This is a genomic window from Streptomyces sp. NPDC001843, from assembly GCF_042891955.1.
GTDB lineage: Bacteria > Actinomycetota > Actinomycetes > Streptomycetales > Streptomycetaceae > Streptomyces.
In genome coordinates this window covers 859398-877454 of record NZ_JBIATQ010000001.1, presented here as the reverse complement: position 1 = coordinate 877454, position 18057 = coordinate 859398, and the positions used below count along the sequence as shown (strand labels likewise).

Sequence of the window (18057 nt, the reverse complement as noted above, 5' to 3'; positions counted from 1 at the left end):
GGATGGCGAACGGCGTGCTGTCGTTCCCGCTCACGAGCTTCCACCCGGACGGCTCGCTCGACCCCGACGGCTTCCGCGCCCATGTCGCGGCCCAGATCGCCACCGCCCCGGGGGCCGTCTTCCCGGCCTGCGGCACGGGCGAGTTCTTCTCGCTCGACGAGGACGAGTACCGCCGGGTCGTCGGAATCGCGGTCGAGGAGGCCGCGGGCCGCGTACCCGTCGTGGCCGGTGTCGGCTACGGTTGGGCGCAGGCCGTGCGGTTCGCGCGCATCGCCGAGGAGGCCGGCGCCGACGCGCTCCTCGTCCTGCCGCACTACCTCGTCGCCGCCCCGCAGGACGGACTCGTCGCCCAGCTCGCACACATCGCGGCCCGCACCCGGCTGCCGCTCATCGCCTACCAGCGCGGCCAGGTCACCTTCGGCGCGGACGCCTTCCGGCGGATCACGGCGATCCCCGGCGTCATCGGCCTCAAGGACGGCCACAGCGACCTCGACCGCCTGCAGCGGCTCACCCTGGCCGCCTCCGAGTGCTTCCTGTTCTTCAACGGGGCCGCCACCGCCGAGGTCCAGGCCCGCGCCTACGCCACCGTCGGCGTCCCCGCCTACTCCTCCGCCGTGCACGCCTTCGCCCCCGAGATCGCGAACGCCTTCTTCACCGCCCTGCACGACGGCGACGACGGCACGACCGACAAGCTGCTGCGCGAGTTCTACGTCCCGCTCGTCGAACTCCGCGACCGGGTGCCCGGGTACGCCGTGTCGCTGGTGAAGGCGGCGGCCCGGCTGCGCGGCCGCCCGGTGGGACCCGTGCGCGCCCCGCTCACCGACCCGTCGGCCGCCGACCTGGCCGACCTCAGGACCCTGCTGACCACCGGACTCGACCTCGTAGGAGCCGCCCTGTGACCCGTGACCTGACCATCGCCGAGGTACGGCTGACGCCCATCCTGGTCGCCGACCCGCCCCTGCTCAACACGCAGGGCGTGCACCAGCCGTACACCCCCCGGCTCATCGTGGAGGTGGTGACGGCCGAGGGCGTCACGGGCGTCGGTGAGACCTACGGCGACACCAAGTACCTGGAACTCGCCCGACCCTTCGCCGACAAGCTGGTCGGCCGCCAGGTGACTGACCTGAACGGGCTGTTCACGGTGGCCGAGGAGGTCGCCGTCGACGGGTCACGGGTCTCCGGCCAGGTCGACGTCGGCGGGCTGCGTGGTGTGCAGACCGCCGACAAGCTGCGGCTGTCCGTCGTCTCCGGCTTCGAGGTCGCCTGCCTCGACGCCCTCGGCAAGGCCCTCGGCCTGCCCGTGCACGCGCTGCTCGGCGGCAAGGTGCGGGACGCCGTCGAGTACAGCGCCTACCTGTTCTACAGGTGGGCCGACCATCCGCAGGTCGTGGCCTGCGAGAAGGACGACTGGGGCGCCGCCATCGACCCGGCCGGAGTCGTCGAACAGGCCCGCAGGTTCAAGGAGCGCTACGGGTTCACCTCCTTCAAGCTCAAGGGCGGTGTCTTCCCGCCGGACGAGGAGATCGCGGCCGTACGGGCGCTGGCCGAGGCGTTCCCCGGGCATCCGTTGCGCCTGGACCCCAACGGCGCCTGGTCCGTGGAGACCTCGCTGAAGGTGGCGAAGGAGCTCGGGGACGTCCTGGAGTACCTGGAGGACCCGGCCCTCGGCACACCCGCCATGGCCGAGGTGTCCGCCGGGACCGACGTGCCGCTGGCCACCAACATGTGCGTGACGACCTTCGCCGAGATCAAGGAGGCGTTCACCAAGGACGCCGTCCAGGTCGTCCTGTCCGACCACCACTACTGGGGCGGTCTGCGCAACACCCAGCAGCTCGCCGCGATCTGCCGCACCTTCGGCGTCGGGGTGTCCATGCACTCCAACACCCACCTGGGGATCAGCCTGGCCGCGATGACCCATGTCGCGGCCACCGTCCCGAACCTCCACCACGCCTGCGACTCGCACTACCCGTGGCAGTCGGAGGACGTGCTCACCGAGCGGCTGACGTTCGACGGCGGCAAGGTCACCGTCTCCGACGCCCCCGGCCTCGGCGTGGAACTCGACCGCGACAGGCTGGCGTTCCTGCACCGGCGCTGGCTCGACGACGACGGTGCGCTGCGCGAGCGCGACGACGCGGCGGCGATGCGCGTCGCCGAGCCGGGCTGGGTCACCCCGGCCGTTCCCCGCTGGTGAGACTTCCCCATCCCCTTCCCCTTCCCGTGACGGGACCGGCGGTCCGGACCCGGCCGGTGCCGGGCCCGCCGCCCGCACGCCGGAGGCGGCTTCCGGCGGCGCGTGCGAGGCACGGCCCGGTGCGCGGGACCAGGTGAGGTGACGGGGCCAGGGGTGCGTCAGGGCCCGCCGTCGGTGATGTGGTGCACACTGGCCAGACCCGCACCACGTCAGGGAGCGCCATCGTGACCGCGTCCAACACGTTCGCCGGAGAGGAACGGGAGCACCTCGGGGAGCCCCCGCACGCCCACGCCCACGTCGACCCCCTCGCCGACACGCGCACGCCGACCGATCCGCCCTGGGACGTCTACCTCACCGGCACGGTCTTCCTGGACATCGTCTTCACCGGGCTCGACACCGCCCCGGTGCGCGGCACCGAGTCATGGGCGCGCGGCATGGGCTCGAGCCCCGGCGGCGTCGCCAACATGGCCACCGCACTGGCCCGCCTGGGCCTCAGGACCTCCCTCGCGGCGGCCTTCGGCGACGACCACTACGGCGAGTACTGCTGGGACGCGCTCGAACAGGGCGAGGGCATCGACCTCTCGCCCTCCCGCACCGTCCCCGGCTGGCACTCCCCGGTCACCGTCTCCATGGCCTACGAGGGCGAGCGCACGATGGTCTCCCACGGCCACGAACCGCCCCCCGAGGAGCCCGCCCCGGACTGCCCGCCCCGCGCGCGGGCGGCCGTGGCCTCGCTGACCCCGGGCAAGCGGGCGCCCTGGATCGCGCAGGCCGCGAGCGAGGGCACCCGGATCTTCGCCGACGTGGGCTGGGACGACACCGGGGCCTGGGAGCTGTCCGGACTGGCCGACCTGGAGCACTGCGAGGCGTTCCTGCCCAACGCCGAGGAGGCCATGCGCTACACGGGCGCCGACTGCCCGCGCGCCGCGGCCCACGCCCTCACCGAGTACGTACCGCTGGCGGTGGTCACCCTCGGCTCGGAGGGCGCCTACGCGGTCGACCGGCGCACCGGCGAGAGCGCCGAGGTCCCCGCGATCGCCGTCGAGGCCCTCGACCCCACCGGCGCCGGTGACGTCTTCGTCGCCGGTTTCGTCACCGGCACCCTGGCCGGCTGGCCCCTCGCCGACCGCCTCGCCTTCGCGGGTCTGACCGCCGCCCTGTCCGTACAGGAGTTCGGCGGCTCCCTGTCGGCCCCCGGCTGGGCGGAGATCGGCGCGTGGTGGCGCCGGGTGCAGTCGGTGGACGGCCAGGACCCGGCGGCCCTGCGCCGGTACGCGTTCCTGGCCGGGCTGGTCCCCGAGGAACCGCTCACCGCGTGGCCGCGACGCAGGGCGGTGCCGACGATCGGGTTCGGCCGGTCGACGTGACGGCGGGCGCCACCCCCCTGACACCCGCTTGTACGAAAAGCCCTACGGCCTTGTCATCCCCCCGTCGTACTCTTGATAGCGCGAGGCCGCCCTCAGCTACGCGGCCGTGACGAGGAGGAATCGCAGGCCTTAAGCGCCGGCCCATGACTCAGACACCCACAGCTCACACCCGCGCGCAGGACCAGGCGAAGGCACAGATCACCGTCCCCGCCCAGCACCCCATGGTCACCGTACTGGGGTCCGGCGACACCCTGCTGCGCGTGATCGAGACGGCCTTCCCGGCGGCCGACATCCACGTCCGGGGCAATGAGATCAGCGCGGTCGGCGACCCGGCGGACGTCGCCCTCATCCAGCGCGTGTTCGACGAGATGATGCTCGTGCTCCGCACCGGGCAGCCGATGACGGAGGACGCGGTGGAACGCTCGATCGCCATGCTCAAGGCGAGCGATGCCGGGACGAACGACGGGCAGGAGACCCCGGCGCAGGTACTGACGCAGAACATCCTGTCCTCGCGCGGCCGCACGATTCGTCCCAAGACGCTGAACCAGAAGCGGTACGTCGACGCCATCGACAAGCACACCATCGTCTTCGGCATCGGCCCCGCCGGCACCGGCAAGACCTACCTGGCCATGGCCAAGGCGGTGCAGGCCCTGCAGTCCAAGCAGGTCAACCGCATCATCCTGACCCGCCCCGCGGTCGAGGCCGGTGAGCGGCTCGGCTTCCTGCCCGGCACGCTCTACGAGAAGATCGACCCCTATCTGCGCCCGCTCTACGACGCGCTGCACGACATGATCGACCCGGACTCCATCCCCAGGTTGATGGCCGCCGGGACCATCGAGGTCGCGCCGCTCGCCTACATGCGCGGCCGTACGCTCAACGACGCCTTCATCATCCTGGACGAGGCCCAGAACACGAGCCCCGAGCAGATGAAGATGTTCCTCACCCGCCTCGGCTTCGACTCGAAGATCGTGATCACGGGTGACGTGACGCAGGTCGACCTGCCGGGCGGCACCAAGTCCGGTCTGCGGCAGGTGCAGGAGATCCTGGAGGGCGTCGAGGACGTCCACTTCTCCCGGCTGTCGTCCCACGATGTCGTACGGCACAAGTTGGTGGGCCGTATCGTCGACGCGTACGAACAGTACGACAGCCAGAACGGTACGGAGAACGGCACGCCCAAGGGCGGCCGCACCAAACGGAAGTAGACACGCCAGCACCATGTCGATCGACGTCAACAACGAGTCCGGAACCGAGGTCGACGAGCAGGCGATCCTCGACATCGCCCGCTACGCGCTCGCACGGATGCGCATCCACCCGCTCTCCGAACTCTCGGTGATCGTCGTGGACACCGGCGCCATGGAGCAGCTCCACATCCAGTGGATGGACCTGCCCGGACCGACCGATGTCATGTCCTTCCCGATGGACGAACTCCGGCCACCGGGCAAGGACGACGAGGAGCCCCCGCAGGGGCTCCTCGGCGACATCGTGCTCTGCCCGGAGGTCGCCGCCAAGCAGGGCGCGGAAGCGCCGACGCAGCACTCCATGGACGAGGAGCTGCAGCTGCTCACCGTCCACGGTGTGCTGCACCTGCTCGGGTACGACCACGAGGAGCCCGACGAGAAGGCCGAGATGTTCGGGCTCCAGGCCGCCATCGTGGACGGCTGGCGTGCCGAGCGGGGCATGACCGGGCCGTCCCCGGCGCCGACCGTCTCGTAAGCGCGGCCGATGAGTCCTCAGATCGTTCTCGGCGCGATCGCCCTGGTCGTCGTGGCCTGGCTCGCCGCCTGCGCGGAGGCGGGCCTCGCCCGGGTCTCCAGCTTCCGGGCGGAGGAAGCGGTGAAGTCCGGGCGGCGCGGCAGCGCCAAGCTCGCCCAGATCACCGCCGACCCCACCCGCTACCTCAACGTCGCCCTGCTGGTCCGCGTCGCCTGCGAGATGGCCGCCGCGGCCCTCGTCACGTACGCCTGCCTGCAGGAGATCCACGGCACCGCCCAGGCCCTGCTCGCCGCGATCGGCGTCATGGTCCTGGTGTCGTACGTCGCCGTCGGCGTCTCCCCGCGCACCATCGGCCGCCAGCACCCGCTGAACACGGCGACCGCCTCGGCGTACGTCCTGCTGCCGCTGGCCCGGATCATGGGCCCGATCCCGAACCTGCTGATCCTCATCGGCAACGCGCTCACCCCCGGCAAGGGCTTCCGCCGCGGCCCCTTCGCCTCCGAGGCGGAGCTGCGCGCGCTGGTCGACCTGGCCGAGCAGGAGTCCCTCATCGAGGACGACGAGCGCCGCATGGTGCACTCCGTCTTCGAGCTCGGCGACACCCTCGTCCGCGAGGTCATGGTCCCGCGCACCGACCTGGTCGTCATCGAGCGGTACAAGACCATCCGCCAGGCCCTCACCCTCGCCCTCAGGTCCGGCTTCTCCCGCATCCCGGTCACCGGGGAGAGCGAGGACGACATCGTCGGGATCGTCTACCTGAAGGACCTGGTCCGCAAGACGCACATCAGCCGCGACGCCGAGAACGACCTGGTGTCCACGGCGATGCGACCGGCGTTCTTCGTACCCGACACCAAGAACGCCGGCGACCTGCTGCGCGACATGCAGAAGCAGCGCAACCACGTCGCCGTCGCCATCGACGAGTACGGCGGCACCGCGGGCATCGTCACCATCGAGGACATCCTCGAGGAGATCGTCGGCGAGATCACCGACGAGTACGACCGCGAACTCCCGCCCGTCGAGGACCTCGGCGACGGCCGCCACCGGGTCACCGCCCGCCTCGACATCACCGACCTCGGCGAGCTGTACGGCCTGGAGGAGTACGACGACGAGGACGTGGAGACCGTCGGCGGCCTGCTCGCCAAGGCGCTGGGCCGGGTGCCCATCGCCGGTGCCTCCGCCGAGGTGGAGCTGCCGGACGGGCGGAAGCTGCGCCTGACGGCGGAGGCCGCGGCCGGGCGGCGGAACAAGATCGTGACGGTGCTGGTGGAGCCGGTGGCCCCCGAGGAGCTGCCCGAGGACGAGGAGACGAAGCCGGAGTGACACCCGAGGAACTGAGGGCCTGCTGCCTCTCGTTCAACGCGGCCGTGGAGGACTTCCCGTTCAACCCGGAGACCTCGGTCTTCAAGGTGCTGGGCAAGATGTTCGCCCTGTCGTACCTGGACGGGCGGCCGCTGACCGTCAACCTCAAGTGCGACCCGGAGGACGCGGTGCGGCTGCGCGGCGAGCACGAGGGCCTGATCGTGCCCGGCTACCACATGAACAAGCGGCACTGGAACACCGTCACGGTGGACGGCGGTCTTCCGGACCGTCTGGTCCGGGAGCTCATCGAGGACTCCTACGACCTGGTCGTCGCCGGGCTTCCGCGCGCCGAGCGGCTCCGCCTGGACCGGTCCTGAGTCCCGCGCGGGTTCTTCGTATGCTCGGGGCATGACCGACAGCAACGCGCTCGACCCCGAGGACCGCAAGATCGTCACCCTGGCCCGTTCCGCCCGGGCCCGCAACGGTGTGCCGGAGGGGGCGGCCGTGCGGGACGAGACCGGCCGTACGTATGTCGCGGGGACCGTGGCCCTCGACTCCCTTCGGCTGAGCGCCCTGCGGACGGCTGTCGCCATGGCGGTGGCGTCCGGGGCGAAGTCCTTGGAGGCGGCGGCTGTGGTGACGGAGGCGGAGGGGGTGCCGGCGGAGGATCTGGCCGCCGTGCGGGATCTCGGCGGGACGGGGACGCCGGTGCTGGTGGCCGGGCCGGACGGGAGCGTGCGGCTCACTGTCTCCGCGGGCTGAGGGCCCGGGGTCCCGGGCCTAGAACCGTCCCACCGCGATGAAGAGCGCGACCGCGAGGTAGATGACGTTGACCGCCACGAGCTTGTACTGGCCGAGGCGGCCGTGGGTGACCATCGCGCCGAGCATCAGGGCGATCCAGCAGGCGGCGGTCACCGGGACCATGACCGGTGCCACGCCGAGCGCCTTGGGCAGGACCAGGCCGGTCGCGGCGAGGAGTTCGAGGGCTCCCAGGGTCCTGATGGCGTTGGCACCGAATCCCGTGGTCCATTCGGCGCCGTGGATGGTGGCGAGCTTCGCCTTCGGGACGAAGGACTTCGTGAGGCCCCCGGTGAGCGCGACCAGGGCGAGCAGGCCGGCGGCGATCCAGAGTGCGGTGTTCATGACTCCTTCTGCGATGCAGTCGTCGATGCCGGCCCGGGGGTGACCCCGGGCCGGGCGGTGGTCGGCTTGCTGGTCAGTCGGCCATGCCGGCGAACTTGCCGGGCTGGTAGGAGCCTCCGGGGTTGCGCACGATCACGTTGAGCCGGTTGTCGGCGTTGATCATGGCGATCAGGGAGACCAGCGCGGCGATCTGGTCGTCGTCGTAGTGCTCGCGCACCTTGGCCCAGGAAGCCCGTCGTCGGCGCCGACCCGGTCGCAGCCCTGTTGGCAGCGGGGCTGGGCAGGATCGCGGGTACCGCAGGGGTGCAGTCGGCGCAGATCAACGGGCACCCGGCACTGATCATGCGGATCGGCGGCCAGGTCGAGGGCGTCCTGTCGGTGCGGACCGAGGACGGCCTGATCACCGGGCTGTACTTCGTGCGCAACCCCGAGAAGCTGTCACGCCTGGAGCAGGAGACCTCCTTGCACCGCTGACCCGTAGCCCAGGGAGCGATGGCCGCGCGCGGCTGATCTCTCGCACTCGTCCTCCGGCTGAGTGTGCCGGCCGGCGTCGAGGCCGGTGTCGCAGAGTGAATAGGCCGGAATTCAACCTTGCAAGCGCTTGTTTCCGGCGCATCAATGAAGACGTCAACTCCCGACGGGCCGTCAGATTCGAGCCGCGCAGCTGACCGCACCCACCTGTCAAAGCCGACGGCCGTCGACGCGCACTCCCAGACAAACGGGAAGGGAGCTCACCCCCATGAGAGGCAAGCGCGCAACCACGGGTGCGGCAGTACTGGTCGGGGCCCTCGCGGTCACCGGACTGGCCTTCGCGCCCACCGCGGCCGCCGTCACCCCGACGACGGCGACGATCAACGCCACCTGCGGACTGTTCGGCGGCGGGGCGGCCACGCTCACCGCCACGCAGGACGGCACCTCGGCCACCATCACCCTTTCGTCCAGCGCCATCAAGACCCCGCTCGCGCTGGCGAAGGACTCCATCACGTCGAAGCTCACCATGGTGAAGGCGAGCGGCGGCACCACGGTCTTCAGCGGGAAGAAGAACCCGGCCATGGCCGCCGGTGACCCTGTCACGGTCGGCCCGCTCAGCGGCACCGTGGCGTCCGGCGACAGCCTGGAGTTCTACGGCGGCTCGCTGGTGATGACCATCTTCGGGATCAACGTCACCTGTACCTCGACCGCCAAGCAGTCGCCCGGCCCGTTCGTGTTCGACTGAGATCGGATGAGTGATCTGTTCCGGATGCCGCAGAAACTGATGATCCGTCAGCTTTCTGCGGCATCTGCATTGACTTCTCAGGCCGGCTCCACATCAATGGCCCCCTGTCGGCGCAGACGAGCCGCTGCGCCCGCATCCCTCAGGAGGGGGCAAGCATGGGTCCGACACTCCGAAGACCGCGCCGGCGCCGCTGGGCGTCGCTGCTCGCGGTGACCGTGGTCGCGGTCACCGCGGGCGGAGCGCTGGCCTGCCCGGCCGGCGCGGCGGGCACCAACGTGGACTACGCGACGCACTGCATCCCGCCCGCCATCGCGGGCCTCCCGCCGATCGACGGCACCACCACCGGGAACATCTCGGTGGACAAGACCAGCCCCAAGGTCGGCGACACGGTCACCGTGACGTACACGGTGGTCACCCCGGCCGCCAGCAACCCCACCGAACTGGCCCTGCCGGCCGACATCATGACCCCGACCGGCAAGGTCACCCTGAGTGGCGTGCAGACCGGGGACGTGACGGTGGCGGGACCGAAGAAGAACGACCCGGTGCCCGGGAAGGGCGCCTTCCCGTCGTTCTCCATGACCGGCACGTTCAAGGTCACCAAGTCCGGCGACATCAAACTCTCGCCAGGCGACTACAACATCCACACCAGCTACATCATGGAGCTGGACACCCCGTGCACGGTGACCGATCCGCCCGCGCCGGTCTCCCAGACGATCACCGCGACGGATGACACGACCCCGGTCAACAACCGTGCCATCACACTGGGTTCGGCCTCCGGGAACCCCGGTGCCAGTGTCACCGTCAAGGGCAGCGGCTTCACGCCCGGCGCGACCGTCACCCTGGCCGGACGCGCCGGGGACAAGCAGACCGGGGACACCGCGACGGTGACCGCCGGCTCCGACGGCTCCTTCAACGGCGCGCTCGTCGTCAACGACAAGACGACGACCGCGATCGTGGCCTACGAGGGCGCCTCCTGGACCACTCAGAAGGGCAGCCCGCCAGCGTCCTACGTCGTGAACGACACCACGCCCGTACCCGACGGCAGCCAGAAGCTGACGACGACCGTGAAGGCGGGGACGCTGTCCATGTCCCAGGCCGGGGACGCCGTCTCGCTGTCGGCGGTCGAGTTCGGCAAGGGCGGGGCGTCGACCGGCTCCCTCAACAAGGTGACCGTCAAGGACTTCCGCGGCGGGCCCGCGGGCTGGTCCCTGACCGGCAAGGTCACCGACTTCACCGGCCCCGGCGCCAAGATCGACGCCGGGAAGCTGAGCTGGACCCCCGCCTGCGCGACCAAGGCGGGCAGCCTCAGCACCTGCAAGGCCGGTTCGGCGGGCACGGTGGGCGGTTCCGGAGCGACCCTGGCGTCGACCCCGGACGGCACGCTCACCGGCGGTGAGTTCACCGTGGACGCCGGACTCTCCCTGGACGTACCGGCGTTCACGCCCCCGGGCTCGTACTCCGGCGTCCTCACCCTCACGCTCACCTGAGCGTACGTGTCACCCAGCCGGTGGCCGGGCGCCCGACCGCACCGGGGCCGCACCCGCCCGACCGCCGACCCGACTCAACGCCGCGGGGGTCCGCACCCATGCGCAAGCCGTACGTCCTCCTCCTGCGCCCCGGTGTGCTCCTGGGCCTGCTCCTCGGTCTGTTCCTGGCCGCGGGGACGGGCCCGGCGCACGCCGCCGACAACGGCAGCTGGTCCGTCTACCCCGTCTCCTCCCGCATCGCCGCCCGGCCCTACTTCTACCTCTCCGCCGACCCGGGCCAGACCATCACCGACAAGGTGGTCGTCGCCAACAAGATGAGCGCTCCCCTGACCTTCCGGCTGTACGCGGCCGACGCCTACAACACCGCCCGCGACGGCGGTTTCGCCGTGCGCACGGTCAAGGAGCGGATGCGGGGCGTCGGCGCCTGGGCGAGGCCCGCGAAGTCCCGGGTCACCGTCCCCGGCCACAAGACGGTGACCGTGCCCTTCACCCTGCGCGTTCCCGACGGCGCCGAACCGGGCGACCACCCGGGCGCGATCGTCGCGCTGGACGAGCGTGTCGAAAAGGGGGACAAGGGCGCCAAGGGCGCCGGCTCTCTCGCCCTCGGTGTGCAGCGGGCCGTCGGCGCCCGCGTCTACCTGCGGGTGGGCGGCCCCACGCTGCCCGCCGTCGCCGTGGAGAACGTCCACATCGCCCACCACCAGCCGCTCGTCCCCGGCCTCGGCGACAGCACGGCCACCGTCTCCTACACCCTGCACAACACCGGCAACGTCACCCTCGACCCCAAGGTGGAACTGAAGGCGAAGGGCGTGTTCGGCCGCACGCTGCTGACCCGCGACCTGACGAAGATCCCCTCCGAGCTGCTGCCCGGACAGCGGGTCCGGCTCACCGAACCGTGGCGGGGCGCACCCCAGCTCGACTGGGGGGACGTCACCCTGACCGCCAGGGCCACGGGCACCCGCGAATCCGCGAGCGCCTCCTTCTTCGCCCTGCCCTGGCTGGCGGCGGCGACGGTGTTCGTCGCCGGGGTGGCGGCCGGAGCCCTGCTCAGAGCGCGTCGGGGCCGCGTTCGCCCGTCCGTACCCGTACGACCGTCTCGACGGGCAGGGCCCACACCTTCCCGTCCCCGATCTTCCCCGTCTGCGCGGCCCTGACGATCGCGTCGATCACGTCGTCGGCGACGGCGTCCTCGACGACGACCTCGATACGGACCTTGGGCACCAGGTCGACCCGGTACTCGGCGCCGCGGTACACCTCGGTGTGGCCGCGCTGCCTGCCGTACCCGCTGGCCTCGGTCACGGTCAGGCCGTGCACGCCGAGCTCCTGCAGGGCGGTCTTGACCTCGTCGAGGCGGTACGGCTTGACGATGGCGGTGATGAGCTTCATGCCTGGGTCTGGACCTTCTGGGCGGAGGGGACGGACGAGGACACCGGGGCGCCGTGGCCCAGGACCCCGTGATCGTAAGCCGTCTCGGCGTGCACCGTAAGGTCCAGACCGGTGTACTCCTGCTCCTCGCTCGCGCGGAAGCCCATCGTCTTGTCGAGCAGCTTGCCGATGCCGTACGTCATGCCGAAGGCGTACGCGGCGACGACCACGACGGCGAGGAGCTGCTTGCCGAGCTGGCCGAGGCCACCGCCGTAGAACAGGCCCTCCGCACCGCCGGTCATCGCCTTCTCGGCGAAGAGACCGATGAGGACGGTGCCGACGATTCCGCCGACCAGGTGGACGCCGACGACGTCGAGGGAGTCGTCGTAGTCCAGCTTGAACTTCCAGCCCACGGCGTAACTGCACAGGACACCGGCGGCGAGGCCGACCACGAGGGCGCCGAGCAGGGAGACGGAGCCGCAGGAGGGGGTGATGGCGACCAGGCCGGCCACCGCGCCCGAGGCGGCGCCCAGGGTGGTGGGGTGGCCGTCGCGCTTGTGCTCGACGAAGAGCCAGCCGAGCAGGCCGGTGCAGCCGGCGGCGAGGGTGTTGAGGAACACGGCGGCGGCGAGACCGTTGGCGCCGAGCGCGGAGCCCGCGTTGAAGCCGAACCAGCCGAACCAGAGCAGACCGGCGCCGAGCACCACCATGGGCAGGTTGTGCGGGCGCATCGCGTCCTTCTTGAAGCCCAGCCGCGGGCCGAGGACCAGGCACAGGGCGAGACCCGACGCACCGGAGGTGATCTCGACCGGCAGACCGCCCGCGAAGTCCAGGGCGCCGAGCTTGTCCACGATCCAGCCGCCGGGGCCCCACACCCAGTGGGCGACCGGAACGTATACGAGCAGCGCCCACAGGGGGACGAAGACCAGCCACGCGGAGAACTTCGCCCGGTCGGCGATCGCGCCGCTGATCAGGGCGGCCGTGATGATCGCGAAGGTGAGCTGGAACGTGGCGAAGAGCAGGGTGGGGACCGTCCCCTGGACGCTGTCCGGGCCGAGACCGGCCATCCCGGCGTGCCGCAACCCCCCGATGATCCCGCCACCGATGTCGTCGCCGAAGGCGAGCGAGTAACCTCCCGCCAGCCACACCACCGTCACCAGGGCGATCGACACGAAGCTCATCATCAGCATGTTGAGGACGCTCTTCGTGCGGACCATGCCGCCGTAGAAGAGGGCGAGGCCCGGGGTCATCAGCAGGACGAGGGCGGTGGCGGCGAGCAGCCAGGCGGTGTCGCCGGTGTCGACGTGCGCTGCGTGCGCTGCGGCGAGGGTCACGGGTGTCTCCAACGGTGCGGGGGCTCGTCAGAGGGTCACCGGCGTGCGTTTCCGGTTGCGTACAGGTGTGTTTCCGTGACGTTTCGTTGCGTGGGGGTTTCATGAACCTCACCGGCCCGGATCCGGGCGGGCGGTGGTACGGCAGGGCTTTGTGGATCAGGGAGAATGAACGACATGAGCGTTCGTACCCAGTCATCCGAAGAGTCGGGCGAGACCGTCCACCGCGCCGGCTTCGCCTGCTTCGTGGGCCGCCCCAACGCGGGCAAGTCCACCCTCACGAACGCTCTGGTCGGGCAGAAGGTGGCGATCACCGCGAACCAGCCGCAGACGACGCGGCACACGGTACGCGGCATCGTGCACCGTCCCGACGCCCAGCTCATCCTGGTGGACACCCCGGGTCTCCACAAGCCGCGCACACTGCTCGGCGAGCGGCTGAACGACGTGGTGCGCACCACCTGGGCCGAGGTCGACGTGATCGGCTTCTGCCTTCCCGCGAACGAGAAGATCGGCCCCGGCGACCGTTTCATCGCCAAGGAGCTGGCCGGGATCCGGAAGACCCCGAAGATCGCGGTCGTCACCAAGACCGACCTGGTCGACTCCAAGACCCTCGCCGAGCAGCTGATCGCGATCGACCAGCTGGGCAAGGAGCTGGGCTTCGAGTGGGCGGAGATCGTCCCGGTGTCGGCGGTGGGCGCGAAGCAGGTGGACCTGCTGGCGGACCTCCTGGTCCCGCTTCTGCCCGAGGGCCCGGCGCTCTACCCCGAAGGCGACCTCACGGACGAGCCCGAGCAGGTCATGATCGCGGAACTCATCCGCGAGGCCGCGCTGGAGGGCGTCCGCGACGAGCTGCCGCACTCCATCGCGGTGGTCGTCGAGGAGATGCTGCCCCGCGAGGACCGTCCGGCCGACAAGCCCCTCCTCGACATCCACGCAAACGTCTACATCGAGCGCCCCAGCCAGAAGGGCATCATCATCGGCCCCAAGGGCAAGCGGCTGAAGGAGGTCGGCATCAAGTCCCGCAAGCATATCGAGGCGTTGCTGGGGACGCCGGTCTTCCTCGATCTCCATGTGAAGGTGGCCAAGGACTGGCAGCGGGACCCGAAGCAGCTGCGCCGCCTGGGCTTCTGAGGAAGGGTTCTCGCCCCCGCTGGGGGCGGCGCCCCCAGAACCCCGCTTCGGCCTGAACGGCCTCGTCCTCAAACGCCGGATGGGCTGAGAGGGGTGCCGCGCCTCCCAGTCGAACAGGCAAGGGTGGTGGATGGGCACCGGTGCCGGGGGTTGGGGCGGTGCGTCTAATTGAGTACTGAGTACCCGTACTCAGGCCCTGGCTGTCACGACCAGAGATGCTTCTGTCATGGACGCTACTTCGGTACAGCGGCGCGACGAACCTGCGGTGCCATCCGGTGGGGCCCTGGCTGTACGCATCCCGGGCGCTGCCGCAACCGGTGCCGCTCTCACCTACCTGTCGCTCCATCTTGTCCAGGAGGCGTACGCCTACGACGCCCGCGTGTGCGCCGATGACGACAGCGTGTGCCTGACGCCGTGGCCGGTCCTCTCGTTCCCCGCCTCGTTCGCCATCGCGCTCGTCGGGCTGATCGTGGCGTACAGGGTCCTGGGTATCCGCCCCGGGCTGACGGTCATCCCGCCGACGCTCCTGCTGGCGCCGTTCCCGCTCAGTGCCGCGCTGAGCACAGTCGGCAAGTGGCCGGCCGTCGTGGTGGGAGCCGTATGGGCCGCCGCCGTGGCTCTGACGGCATGGCGGCCCTACCGAATCCTGGGGCTGTCCGCCTCGGCCGCACTGCTCCTGGCCTCGCTCATCGTTGTCTACCACTGACCACGGCGTCGGACGGGGCCGCCCGCTGACCGAGGAGGACGGGATCCGGCCGGGCGGCGAGATGTGGGGCGCCTACGGCGAGTCCGAGGTCGAGGCTGAGTGGCAGCTGCTTGCGCTGGACGGCCCGGACGTACGGATCGGTCAACTGCCCCTCGTCTACGGCGAAGGCGACCCGCACCTCGCCGACTCCCTGCACTGGGCGAAGAACGGGCCCCGCACCAGCGCCTGCGGACGGCCCATCACCCGGACGTTGCCCAGGGCCCGACGGGTCTGCTGTACGCGCCGGGCATCGCGGGCCGGATCTACAACATCGTCGACGACGCCCCTGTCACGACGGTCGAGCTGTAGCACCTCAACGGCGTGGGGGTGCCCGCCGGGCTCCACGAGCTCACGGACCCCGCCCCCTGGTGCGGAATCATGTCCAGCCAGCCGATCCGCCGCGAACTCGGCTGCCGGCCCATCTGCCCGAGCGCCTGGACGGCCCGGGACGCCGGCGCTCTGTGACGGTCACTCCACGCCCCTGATCCGGTTCACCAGCACCGCCCCCGCCAGTCCGATCACGGCCGACACCAGGTACAGCACCCGGTAGCCGCCGAGATACGTCACGATCGGGGCGGCGAGGGCGGGGGCGGCGACCTGGGGGAGGGCGTTGGCCACGTTGATCACGCCCAGGTCCTTGCCGCGGTCCAGCGCCTTCGGCAGGACGTCCGTCATCAGTGCGAAGTCAACGGAGGTGAACACGCCGAAGCCGACACCCAGCACCGCCGCCGCCACGATCGCGCCGGGCCAGGTCTGCCAGCCGGCGAGCGCCGCCGTCGCCACCGCCATCAGCACGCCCGACCACACCACGAACGGCTTGCGCCGGCCCACCCGGTCCGACCAGACACCCCCGACCACCACCGTGGCCAGCAGGGTGACCCCGTTCACCGCGGTCAAAATCAGCACGCCCTCGTCGGGGTCGTGGTAGTGGAGGCGGTCACGCAGGTAGTACAGGAGGTACAGCAGCACCAGCGCGTTGCTCAGATTGATCAGGAACCGGGTCAGCCACGCCCAGCCCAGATCCGGATACCGGCGCGGGCTCAGCCAGAAACCCGCGAGGAAGCCCCGCCAGGACCACGGCGGACGGTCCTCGACGGCCAGCCGCAGATCCGCGTAGCGCCACACGTACGGCAGCACGCCCACCGCCGTGAACACCGCGCAGGCCGCGTAGCCCGCCCCGACGCCCCCGGCGGCCGTGGCCAGTCCCGTCCCGCCGACCACGCCCAGGATCTGCGCCGCCCCCAGCCAGCCGCCGACCGAGCCCCGCTGGAGCCGGGGCACCCGGTCGGGGACCGCCGCGGTCACCGCGGCGAAGGCCGCGTTGAGCGTCAGCTGGACCAGGCACCAGCCCAGCGTCATCGTGGCCATCCCGCCCGCGCCCGCGAGGAGGAGCAGGGACAGCGCGCCGCCCGCCGCGCCGGCCACGATCCACGGCGTGCGGCGGCCCCGGCGGGACGTCGTACGGTCCGACAGCGCGCCGAAGAGCGGGTTCGCCACCAGCGACACCACCGCGCCGGCGCCCGTCACCCACGCCAGCATCGTCTCCTTCGACATGCCGGAGCCGGGCGCGAAGTCCTTCGCCTGCGAGGCGAGCAGGATCTGCAGCGGGCCGTACCAGCCCACCCAGATCGCCCCGTTGGCGAGCGAGAGGGACGCCGTCCAGCCGCGGCCGACCCGTTCGACGGGCTCGGTGAGGGCACCCGGCGGGCGGACGGCTCTCATCTCTGCGCCCGCAGCAGCTCCTGGAACCAGCCGTACGACGCCTTGGGGGTGCGCTCCTGCGTCGCGAAGTCGACGTGGACCAGCCCGAAGCGGCGCGCGTAGCCCTCCGCCCACTCGAAGTTGTCCAGCAGGGACCAGACGAAGTAGCCGCGGACGTCGACGCCCGCCTCGACCGCCTTGTGCAGGGCGCGGACATGGTCGTCCAGGTAGGCGATCCGGTCCTGGTCGTCGACGCCCTCGTAGGAGCAGCCGTTCTCGGTGATGAGGACCGGCGGGAGGCGGTCGCCGTAGCGGTCCCGGAAACCGGTCAGCAGCTCCGTCAGCCCCTCCGGGACGACCGGCCAGCCGAAGTCCGTCACCGGGCGGTCCTCGATCTCCCTTACCGAGAAGGGGAGTTCGGCGGGCATCGTGACACCGCCGAACTCGATCTCGGTGCCCTGCGGGGCGCCGACCTTCGTCGGAGCGTAGTAGTTGATGCCGTACCAGTCGACCGGCTCCGCGATCACCTTCAGGTCCGCGGCGACGTCGCCGGGCATCAACTCGCCGATTCCGGCCGGGTATTCGCCGATGATCAGCGGGTCCGCGAACAGCCGGTTCAGCAGCACGTCGTAGAAGTCCGCCGCCTCCACGTCGGCCTGCTCCCCGGAGGCGGGCCAGACCGGCCCGTGCGAGTTGGCGATCCCGATGTCGGCGTCGCCGGCCGCGCGCAGCGCCCGTACCGCGAGGCCGTGGGCGAGCAGTTGGTGGTGGGCCACCGGCAGCGCGTCGAACAGGAGCCTCCTGCCGGGCGCGTGGACGCCGAGGGCGTGGCCGAGCAGGGTGTGCTCGGCGGGCTCGTTGAGGGTGATCCATCTGGTCACGCGGTCGCCGAGCCGGTCGGCGACCACCGACACGTACTCGGCGAACCGGGACGCCGTGTCCCGCTGCAGCCAGTCCAGCGTGGCCGGCAGGTCCCAGTGGAAGAGGGTGGGGACGGGCCGTACGCCCGCCGCGCACAGCTCGTCCACCAGACGGTCGTAGAAGTCCAGGCCGCCGGGGGAGTTCACCCGGGGCCAGGAGACGGAGAAGCGGTACGCGTCCACGCCCAGGCCGGCCAGGAGCGCCACGTCCTCCCGGTAGCGGTGGTAGTGGTCGCAGGCCACCGCCGCCGTCGAACCGTCCTTGACCCGCCCCGGCCCGGCCGTGAACACGTCCCACACGGAGGGTTCGCGCGTCTCCACGGCTCCCTCGATCTGGTGGGCCGAGGTCGACACGCCCCACAGGAAGCCGGACGGGAACCGGGGTATCGGGTTGCCTGCATCAGTCGCCATGGGCGCGATCATCCTTACCGCCGGTAACAGAAGTCAA

General features: G+C 71.1%; 19 protein-coding genes and 2 pseudogenes. 15 read left to right on the top strand and 6 right to left on the bottom strand.

From position 1 onward, the window contains the following. The first annotated feature begins 2 nt into the window (after window positions 1-2). The 8 genes from ACFYZQ_RS04125 to ACFYZQ_RS04090 all read left to right on the top strand — a co-directional run bounded on the left by ACFYZQ_RS04125 (window position 3) and on the right by ACFYZQ_RS04090 (window position 7332). Window positions 3-899 (top strand): 5-dehydro-4-deoxyglucarate dehydratase, encoded by an 897-nt coding sequence (locus ACFYZQ_RS04125; protein ID WP_389141895.1) that lies wholly within the window; start codon window positions 3-5, stop codon window positions 897-899. Further along, window positions 896-2191, top strand: coding sequence for a glucarate dehydratase family protein (locus ACFYZQ_RS04120; protein WP_389141342.1), 1296 nt, complete (start codon window positions 896-898; stop codon window positions 2189-2191). Before ACFYZQ_RS04125 ends, ACFYZQ_RS04120 begins: the two co-directional genes overlap by 4 nt. A gap of 224 nt (window positions 2192-2415) precedes the next feature. After that, entirely contained in the window at window positions 2416-3558 is a 1143-nt protein-coding gene (locus tag ACFYZQ_RS04115) for a carbohydrate kinase family protein (protein WP_389141340.1), read from the top strand. 143 nt (window positions 3559-3701) lie between these two features. Next, entirely contained in the window at window positions 3702-4760 is a 1059-nt protein-coding gene (locus tag ACFYZQ_RS04110) for a PhoH family protein (RefSeq protein WP_389141338.1), read from the top strand. Between the two features lie 13 nt (window positions 4761-4773). After that, the gene (gene ybeY, locus ACFYZQ_RS04105; RefSeq protein ID WP_388787287.1) at window positions 4774-5271 is read left to right on the top strand and encodes an rRNA maturation RNase YbeY; all 498 of its coding nucleotides are present in this window, start codon (window positions 4774-4776) and stop codon (window positions 5269-5271) included. 9 nt (window positions 5272-5280) lie between these two features. Beyond that, the gene (locus ACFYZQ_RS04100) at window positions 5281-6591 is read left to right on the top strand and encodes a hemolysin family protein (protein ID WP_389141336.1); all 1311 of its coding nucleotides are present in this window, start codon (window positions 5281-5283) and stop codon (window positions 6589-6591) included. Beyond that, window positions 6588-6947, top strand: coding sequence for an MmcQ/YjbR family DNA-binding protein (locus ACFYZQ_RS04095; protein WP_389141334.1), 360 nt, complete (start codon window positions 6588-6590; stop codon window positions 6945-6947). The genes ACFYZQ_RS04100 and ACFYZQ_RS04095 overlap by 4 nt, the downstream gene beginning before the upstream one ends. A gap of 31 nt (window positions 6948-6978) precedes the next feature. Beyond that, window positions 6979-7332, top strand: a complete 354-nt coding sequence (locus ACFYZQ_RS04090; RefSeq protein ID WP_389141332.1) for a cytidine deaminase — start codon at window positions 6979-6981, stop codon at window positions 7330-7332. Between the two features lie 18 nt (window positions 7333-7350). On the opposite strand, the gene ACFYZQ_RS04085 is transcribed toward ACFYZQ_RS04090, so the two are convergent. Both ACFYZQ_RS04085 and ACFYZQ_RS04080 read right to left on the bottom strand, forming a co-directional pair. Further along, window positions 7351-7713 carry a DoxX family protein gene (locus tag ACFYZQ_RS04085; RefSeq protein WP_389141330.1) on the bottom strand — a complete coding sequence of 121 codons (363 nt, stop codon included), beginning with the start codon at window positions 7711-7713 and terminating at the stop codon, window positions 7351-7353. 73 nt (window positions 7714-7786) lie between these two features. Beyond that, window positions 7787-7942, bottom strand: a pseudogene (locus ACFYZQ_RS04080) (carboxymuconolactone decarboxylase family protein); the annotation flags it as partial. A 74-nt stretch (window positions 7943-8016) separates the two neighbouring features. Between ACFYZQ_RS04080 and ACFYZQ_RS04075 the strand changes: the two are divergent. The 4 genes from ACFYZQ_RS04075 (at window position 8017) to ACFYZQ_RS04060 (ending at window position 11570) form a co-directional block, all read left to right on the top strand. Further along, window positions 8017-8187, top strand: a complete 171-nt coding sequence (locus ACFYZQ_RS04075) for a hypothetical protein (protein WP_389141328.1) — start codon at window positions 8017-8019, stop codon at window positions 8185-8187. A 265-nt stretch (window positions 8188-8452) separates the two neighbouring features. Further along, window positions 8453-8929: a hypothetical protein gene (locus ACFYZQ_RS04070; protein ID WP_389141326.1), complete on the top strand. Its 477-nt coding sequence runs from the start codon at window positions 8453-8455 to the stop codon at window positions 8927-8929. A gap of 155 nt (window positions 8930-9084) precedes the next feature. Then, window positions 9085-10416, top strand: a complete 1332-nt coding sequence (locus ACFYZQ_RS04065; protein WP_389141324.1) for a beta-xylosidase — start codon at window positions 9085-9087, stop codon at window positions 10414-10416. Window positions 10417-10514: 98 nt separating this feature from the next. Continuing rightward, window positions 10515-11570, top strand: a complete 1056-nt coding sequence (locus ACFYZQ_RS04060) for a WxL protein peptidoglycan domain-containing protein (protein WP_389141322.1) — start codon at window positions 10515-10517, stop codon at window positions 11568-11570. On the opposite strand, the gene ACFYZQ_RS04055 is transcribed toward ACFYZQ_RS04060, so the two are convergent. Together ACFYZQ_RS04055 and ACFYZQ_RS04050 are read right to left on the bottom strand one after the other, a co-directional pair. Continuing rightward, window positions 11464-11802 carry a P-II family nitrogen regulator gene (locus tag ACFYZQ_RS04055; RefSeq protein WP_389141320.1) on the bottom strand — a complete coding sequence of 113 codons (339 nt, stop codon included), beginning with the start codon at window positions 11800-11802 and terminating at the stop codon, window positions 11464-11466. The genes ACFYZQ_RS04060 and ACFYZQ_RS04055 overlap by 107 nt on opposite strands. After that, the gene (locus ACFYZQ_RS04050) at window positions 11799-13115 is read right to left on the bottom strand and encodes an ammonium transporter (RefSeq protein WP_389141318.1); all 1317 of its coding nucleotides are present in this window, start codon (window positions 13113-13115) and stop codon (window positions 11799-11801) included. Before ACFYZQ_RS04050 ends, ACFYZQ_RS04055 begins: the two co-directional genes overlap by 4 nt. Before the next feature lie 174 nt (window positions 13116-13289). Between ACFYZQ_RS04050 and era the strand changes: the two genes are divergently transcribed. The 3 genes and pseudogenes from era to ACFYZQ_RS04035 all read left to right on the top strand — a co-directional run. After that, the gene (era, locus tag ACFYZQ_RS04045) at window positions 13290-14243 is read left to right on the top strand and encodes a GTPase Era (protein WP_389141316.1); all 954 of its coding nucleotides are present in this window, start codon (window positions 13290-13292) and stop codon (window positions 14241-14243) included. A 226-nt stretch (window positions 14244-14469) separates the two neighbouring features. Further along, the gene (locus ACFYZQ_RS04040; protein WP_389141314.1) at window positions 14470-14949 is read left to right on the top strand and encodes a hypothetical protein; all 480 of its coding nucleotides are present in this window, start codon (window positions 14470-14472) and stop codon (window positions 14947-14949) included. Between the two features lies 1 nt (window position 14950). Continuing rightward, window positions 14951-15453, top strand: a pseudogene (locus tag ACFYZQ_RS04035) (NAD(P)-dependent oxidoreductase); the annotation flags it as partial. Between the two features lie 3 nt (window positions 15454-15456). Here the strand turns inward: ACFYZQ_RS04035 and ACFYZQ_RS04030 are convergent. Together ACFYZQ_RS04030 and ACFYZQ_RS04025 are read right to left on the bottom strand one after the other, a co-directional pair. Next, entirely contained in the window at window positions 15457-16710 is a 1254-nt protein-coding gene (locus tag ACFYZQ_RS04030) for an MFS transporter (RefSeq protein WP_389141312.1), read from the bottom strand. Continuing rightward, complete coding sequence (locus ACFYZQ_RS04025) at window positions 16707-18020, bottom strand: GH1 family beta-glucosidase (RefSeq protein ID WP_389141310.1); 1314 nt, start codon at window positions 18018-18020, stop codon at window positions 16707-16709. The genes ACFYZQ_RS04030 and ACFYZQ_RS04025 overlap by 4 nt, the downstream gene beginning before the upstream one ends. Between the last annotated feature and the right edge of the window lie 37 nt (window positions 18021-18057).

Excerpts from the sequence above, each read along its gene's own strand:
- ACFYZQ_RS04125 (WP_389141895.1), top strand. The coding sequence starts at position 3 with ATGGCGAACGGCGTGCTGTCGTTCCCGCTCACGAGCTTCCACCCGGAC.
- ACFYZQ_RS04110 (WP_389141338.1), top strand. The coding sequence starts at position 3,702 with ATGACTCAGACACCCACAGCTCACACCCGCGCGCAGGACCAGGCGAAG.
- ybeY (WP_388787287.1), top strand. The coding sequence starts at position 4,774 with ATGTCGATCGACGTCAACAACGAGTCCGGAACCGAGGTCGACGAGCAG.
- ACFYZQ_RS04100 (WP_389141336.1), top strand. The coding sequence starts at position 5,281 with ATGAGTCCTCAGATCGTTCTCGGCGCGATCGCCCTGGTCGTCGTGGCC.
- ACFYZQ_RS04090 (WP_389141332.1), top strand. The coding sequence starts at position 6,979 with ATGACCGACAGCAACGCGCTCGACCCCGAGGACCGCAAGATCGTCACC.
- ACFYZQ_RS04085 (WP_389141330.1), bottom strand. The coding sequence starts at position 7,713 with ATGAACACCGCACTCTGGATCGCCGCCGGCCTGCTCGCCCTGGTCGCG.
- ACFYZQ_RS04070 (WP_389141326.1), top strand. The coding sequence starts at position 8,453 with ATGAGAGGCAAGCGCGCAACCACGGGTGCGGCAGTACTGGTCGGGGCC.
- ACFYZQ_RS04065 (WP_389141324.1), top strand. The coding sequence starts at position 9,085 with ATGGGTCCGACACTCCGAAGACCGCGCCGGCGCCGCTGGGCGTCGCTG.
- ACFYZQ_RS04060 (WP_389141322.1), top strand. The coding sequence starts at position 10,515 with ATGCGCAAGCCGTACGTCCTCCTCCTGCGCCCCGGTGTGCTCCTGGGC.
- ACFYZQ_RS04055 (WP_389141320.1), bottom strand. The coding sequence starts at position 11,802 with ATGAAGCTCATCACCGCCATCGTCAAGCCGTACCGCCTCGACGAGGTC.
- era (WP_389141316.1), top strand. The coding sequence starts at position 13,290 with ATGAGCGTTCGTACCCAGTCATCCGAAGAGTCGGGCGAGACCGTCCAC.
- ACFYZQ_RS04040 (WP_389141314.1), top strand. The coding sequence starts at position 14,470 with ATGGACGCTACTTCGGTACAGCGGCGCGACGAACCTGCGGTGCCATCC.
- ACFYZQ_RS04030 (WP_389141312.1), bottom strand. The coding sequence starts at position 16,710 with ATGAGAGCCGTCCGCCCGCCGGGTGCCCTCACCGAGCCCGTCGAACGG.
- ACFYZQ_RS04025 (WP_389141310.1), bottom strand. The coding sequence starts at position 18,020 with ATGGCGACTGATGCAGGCAACCCGATACCCCGGTTCCCGTCCGGCTTC.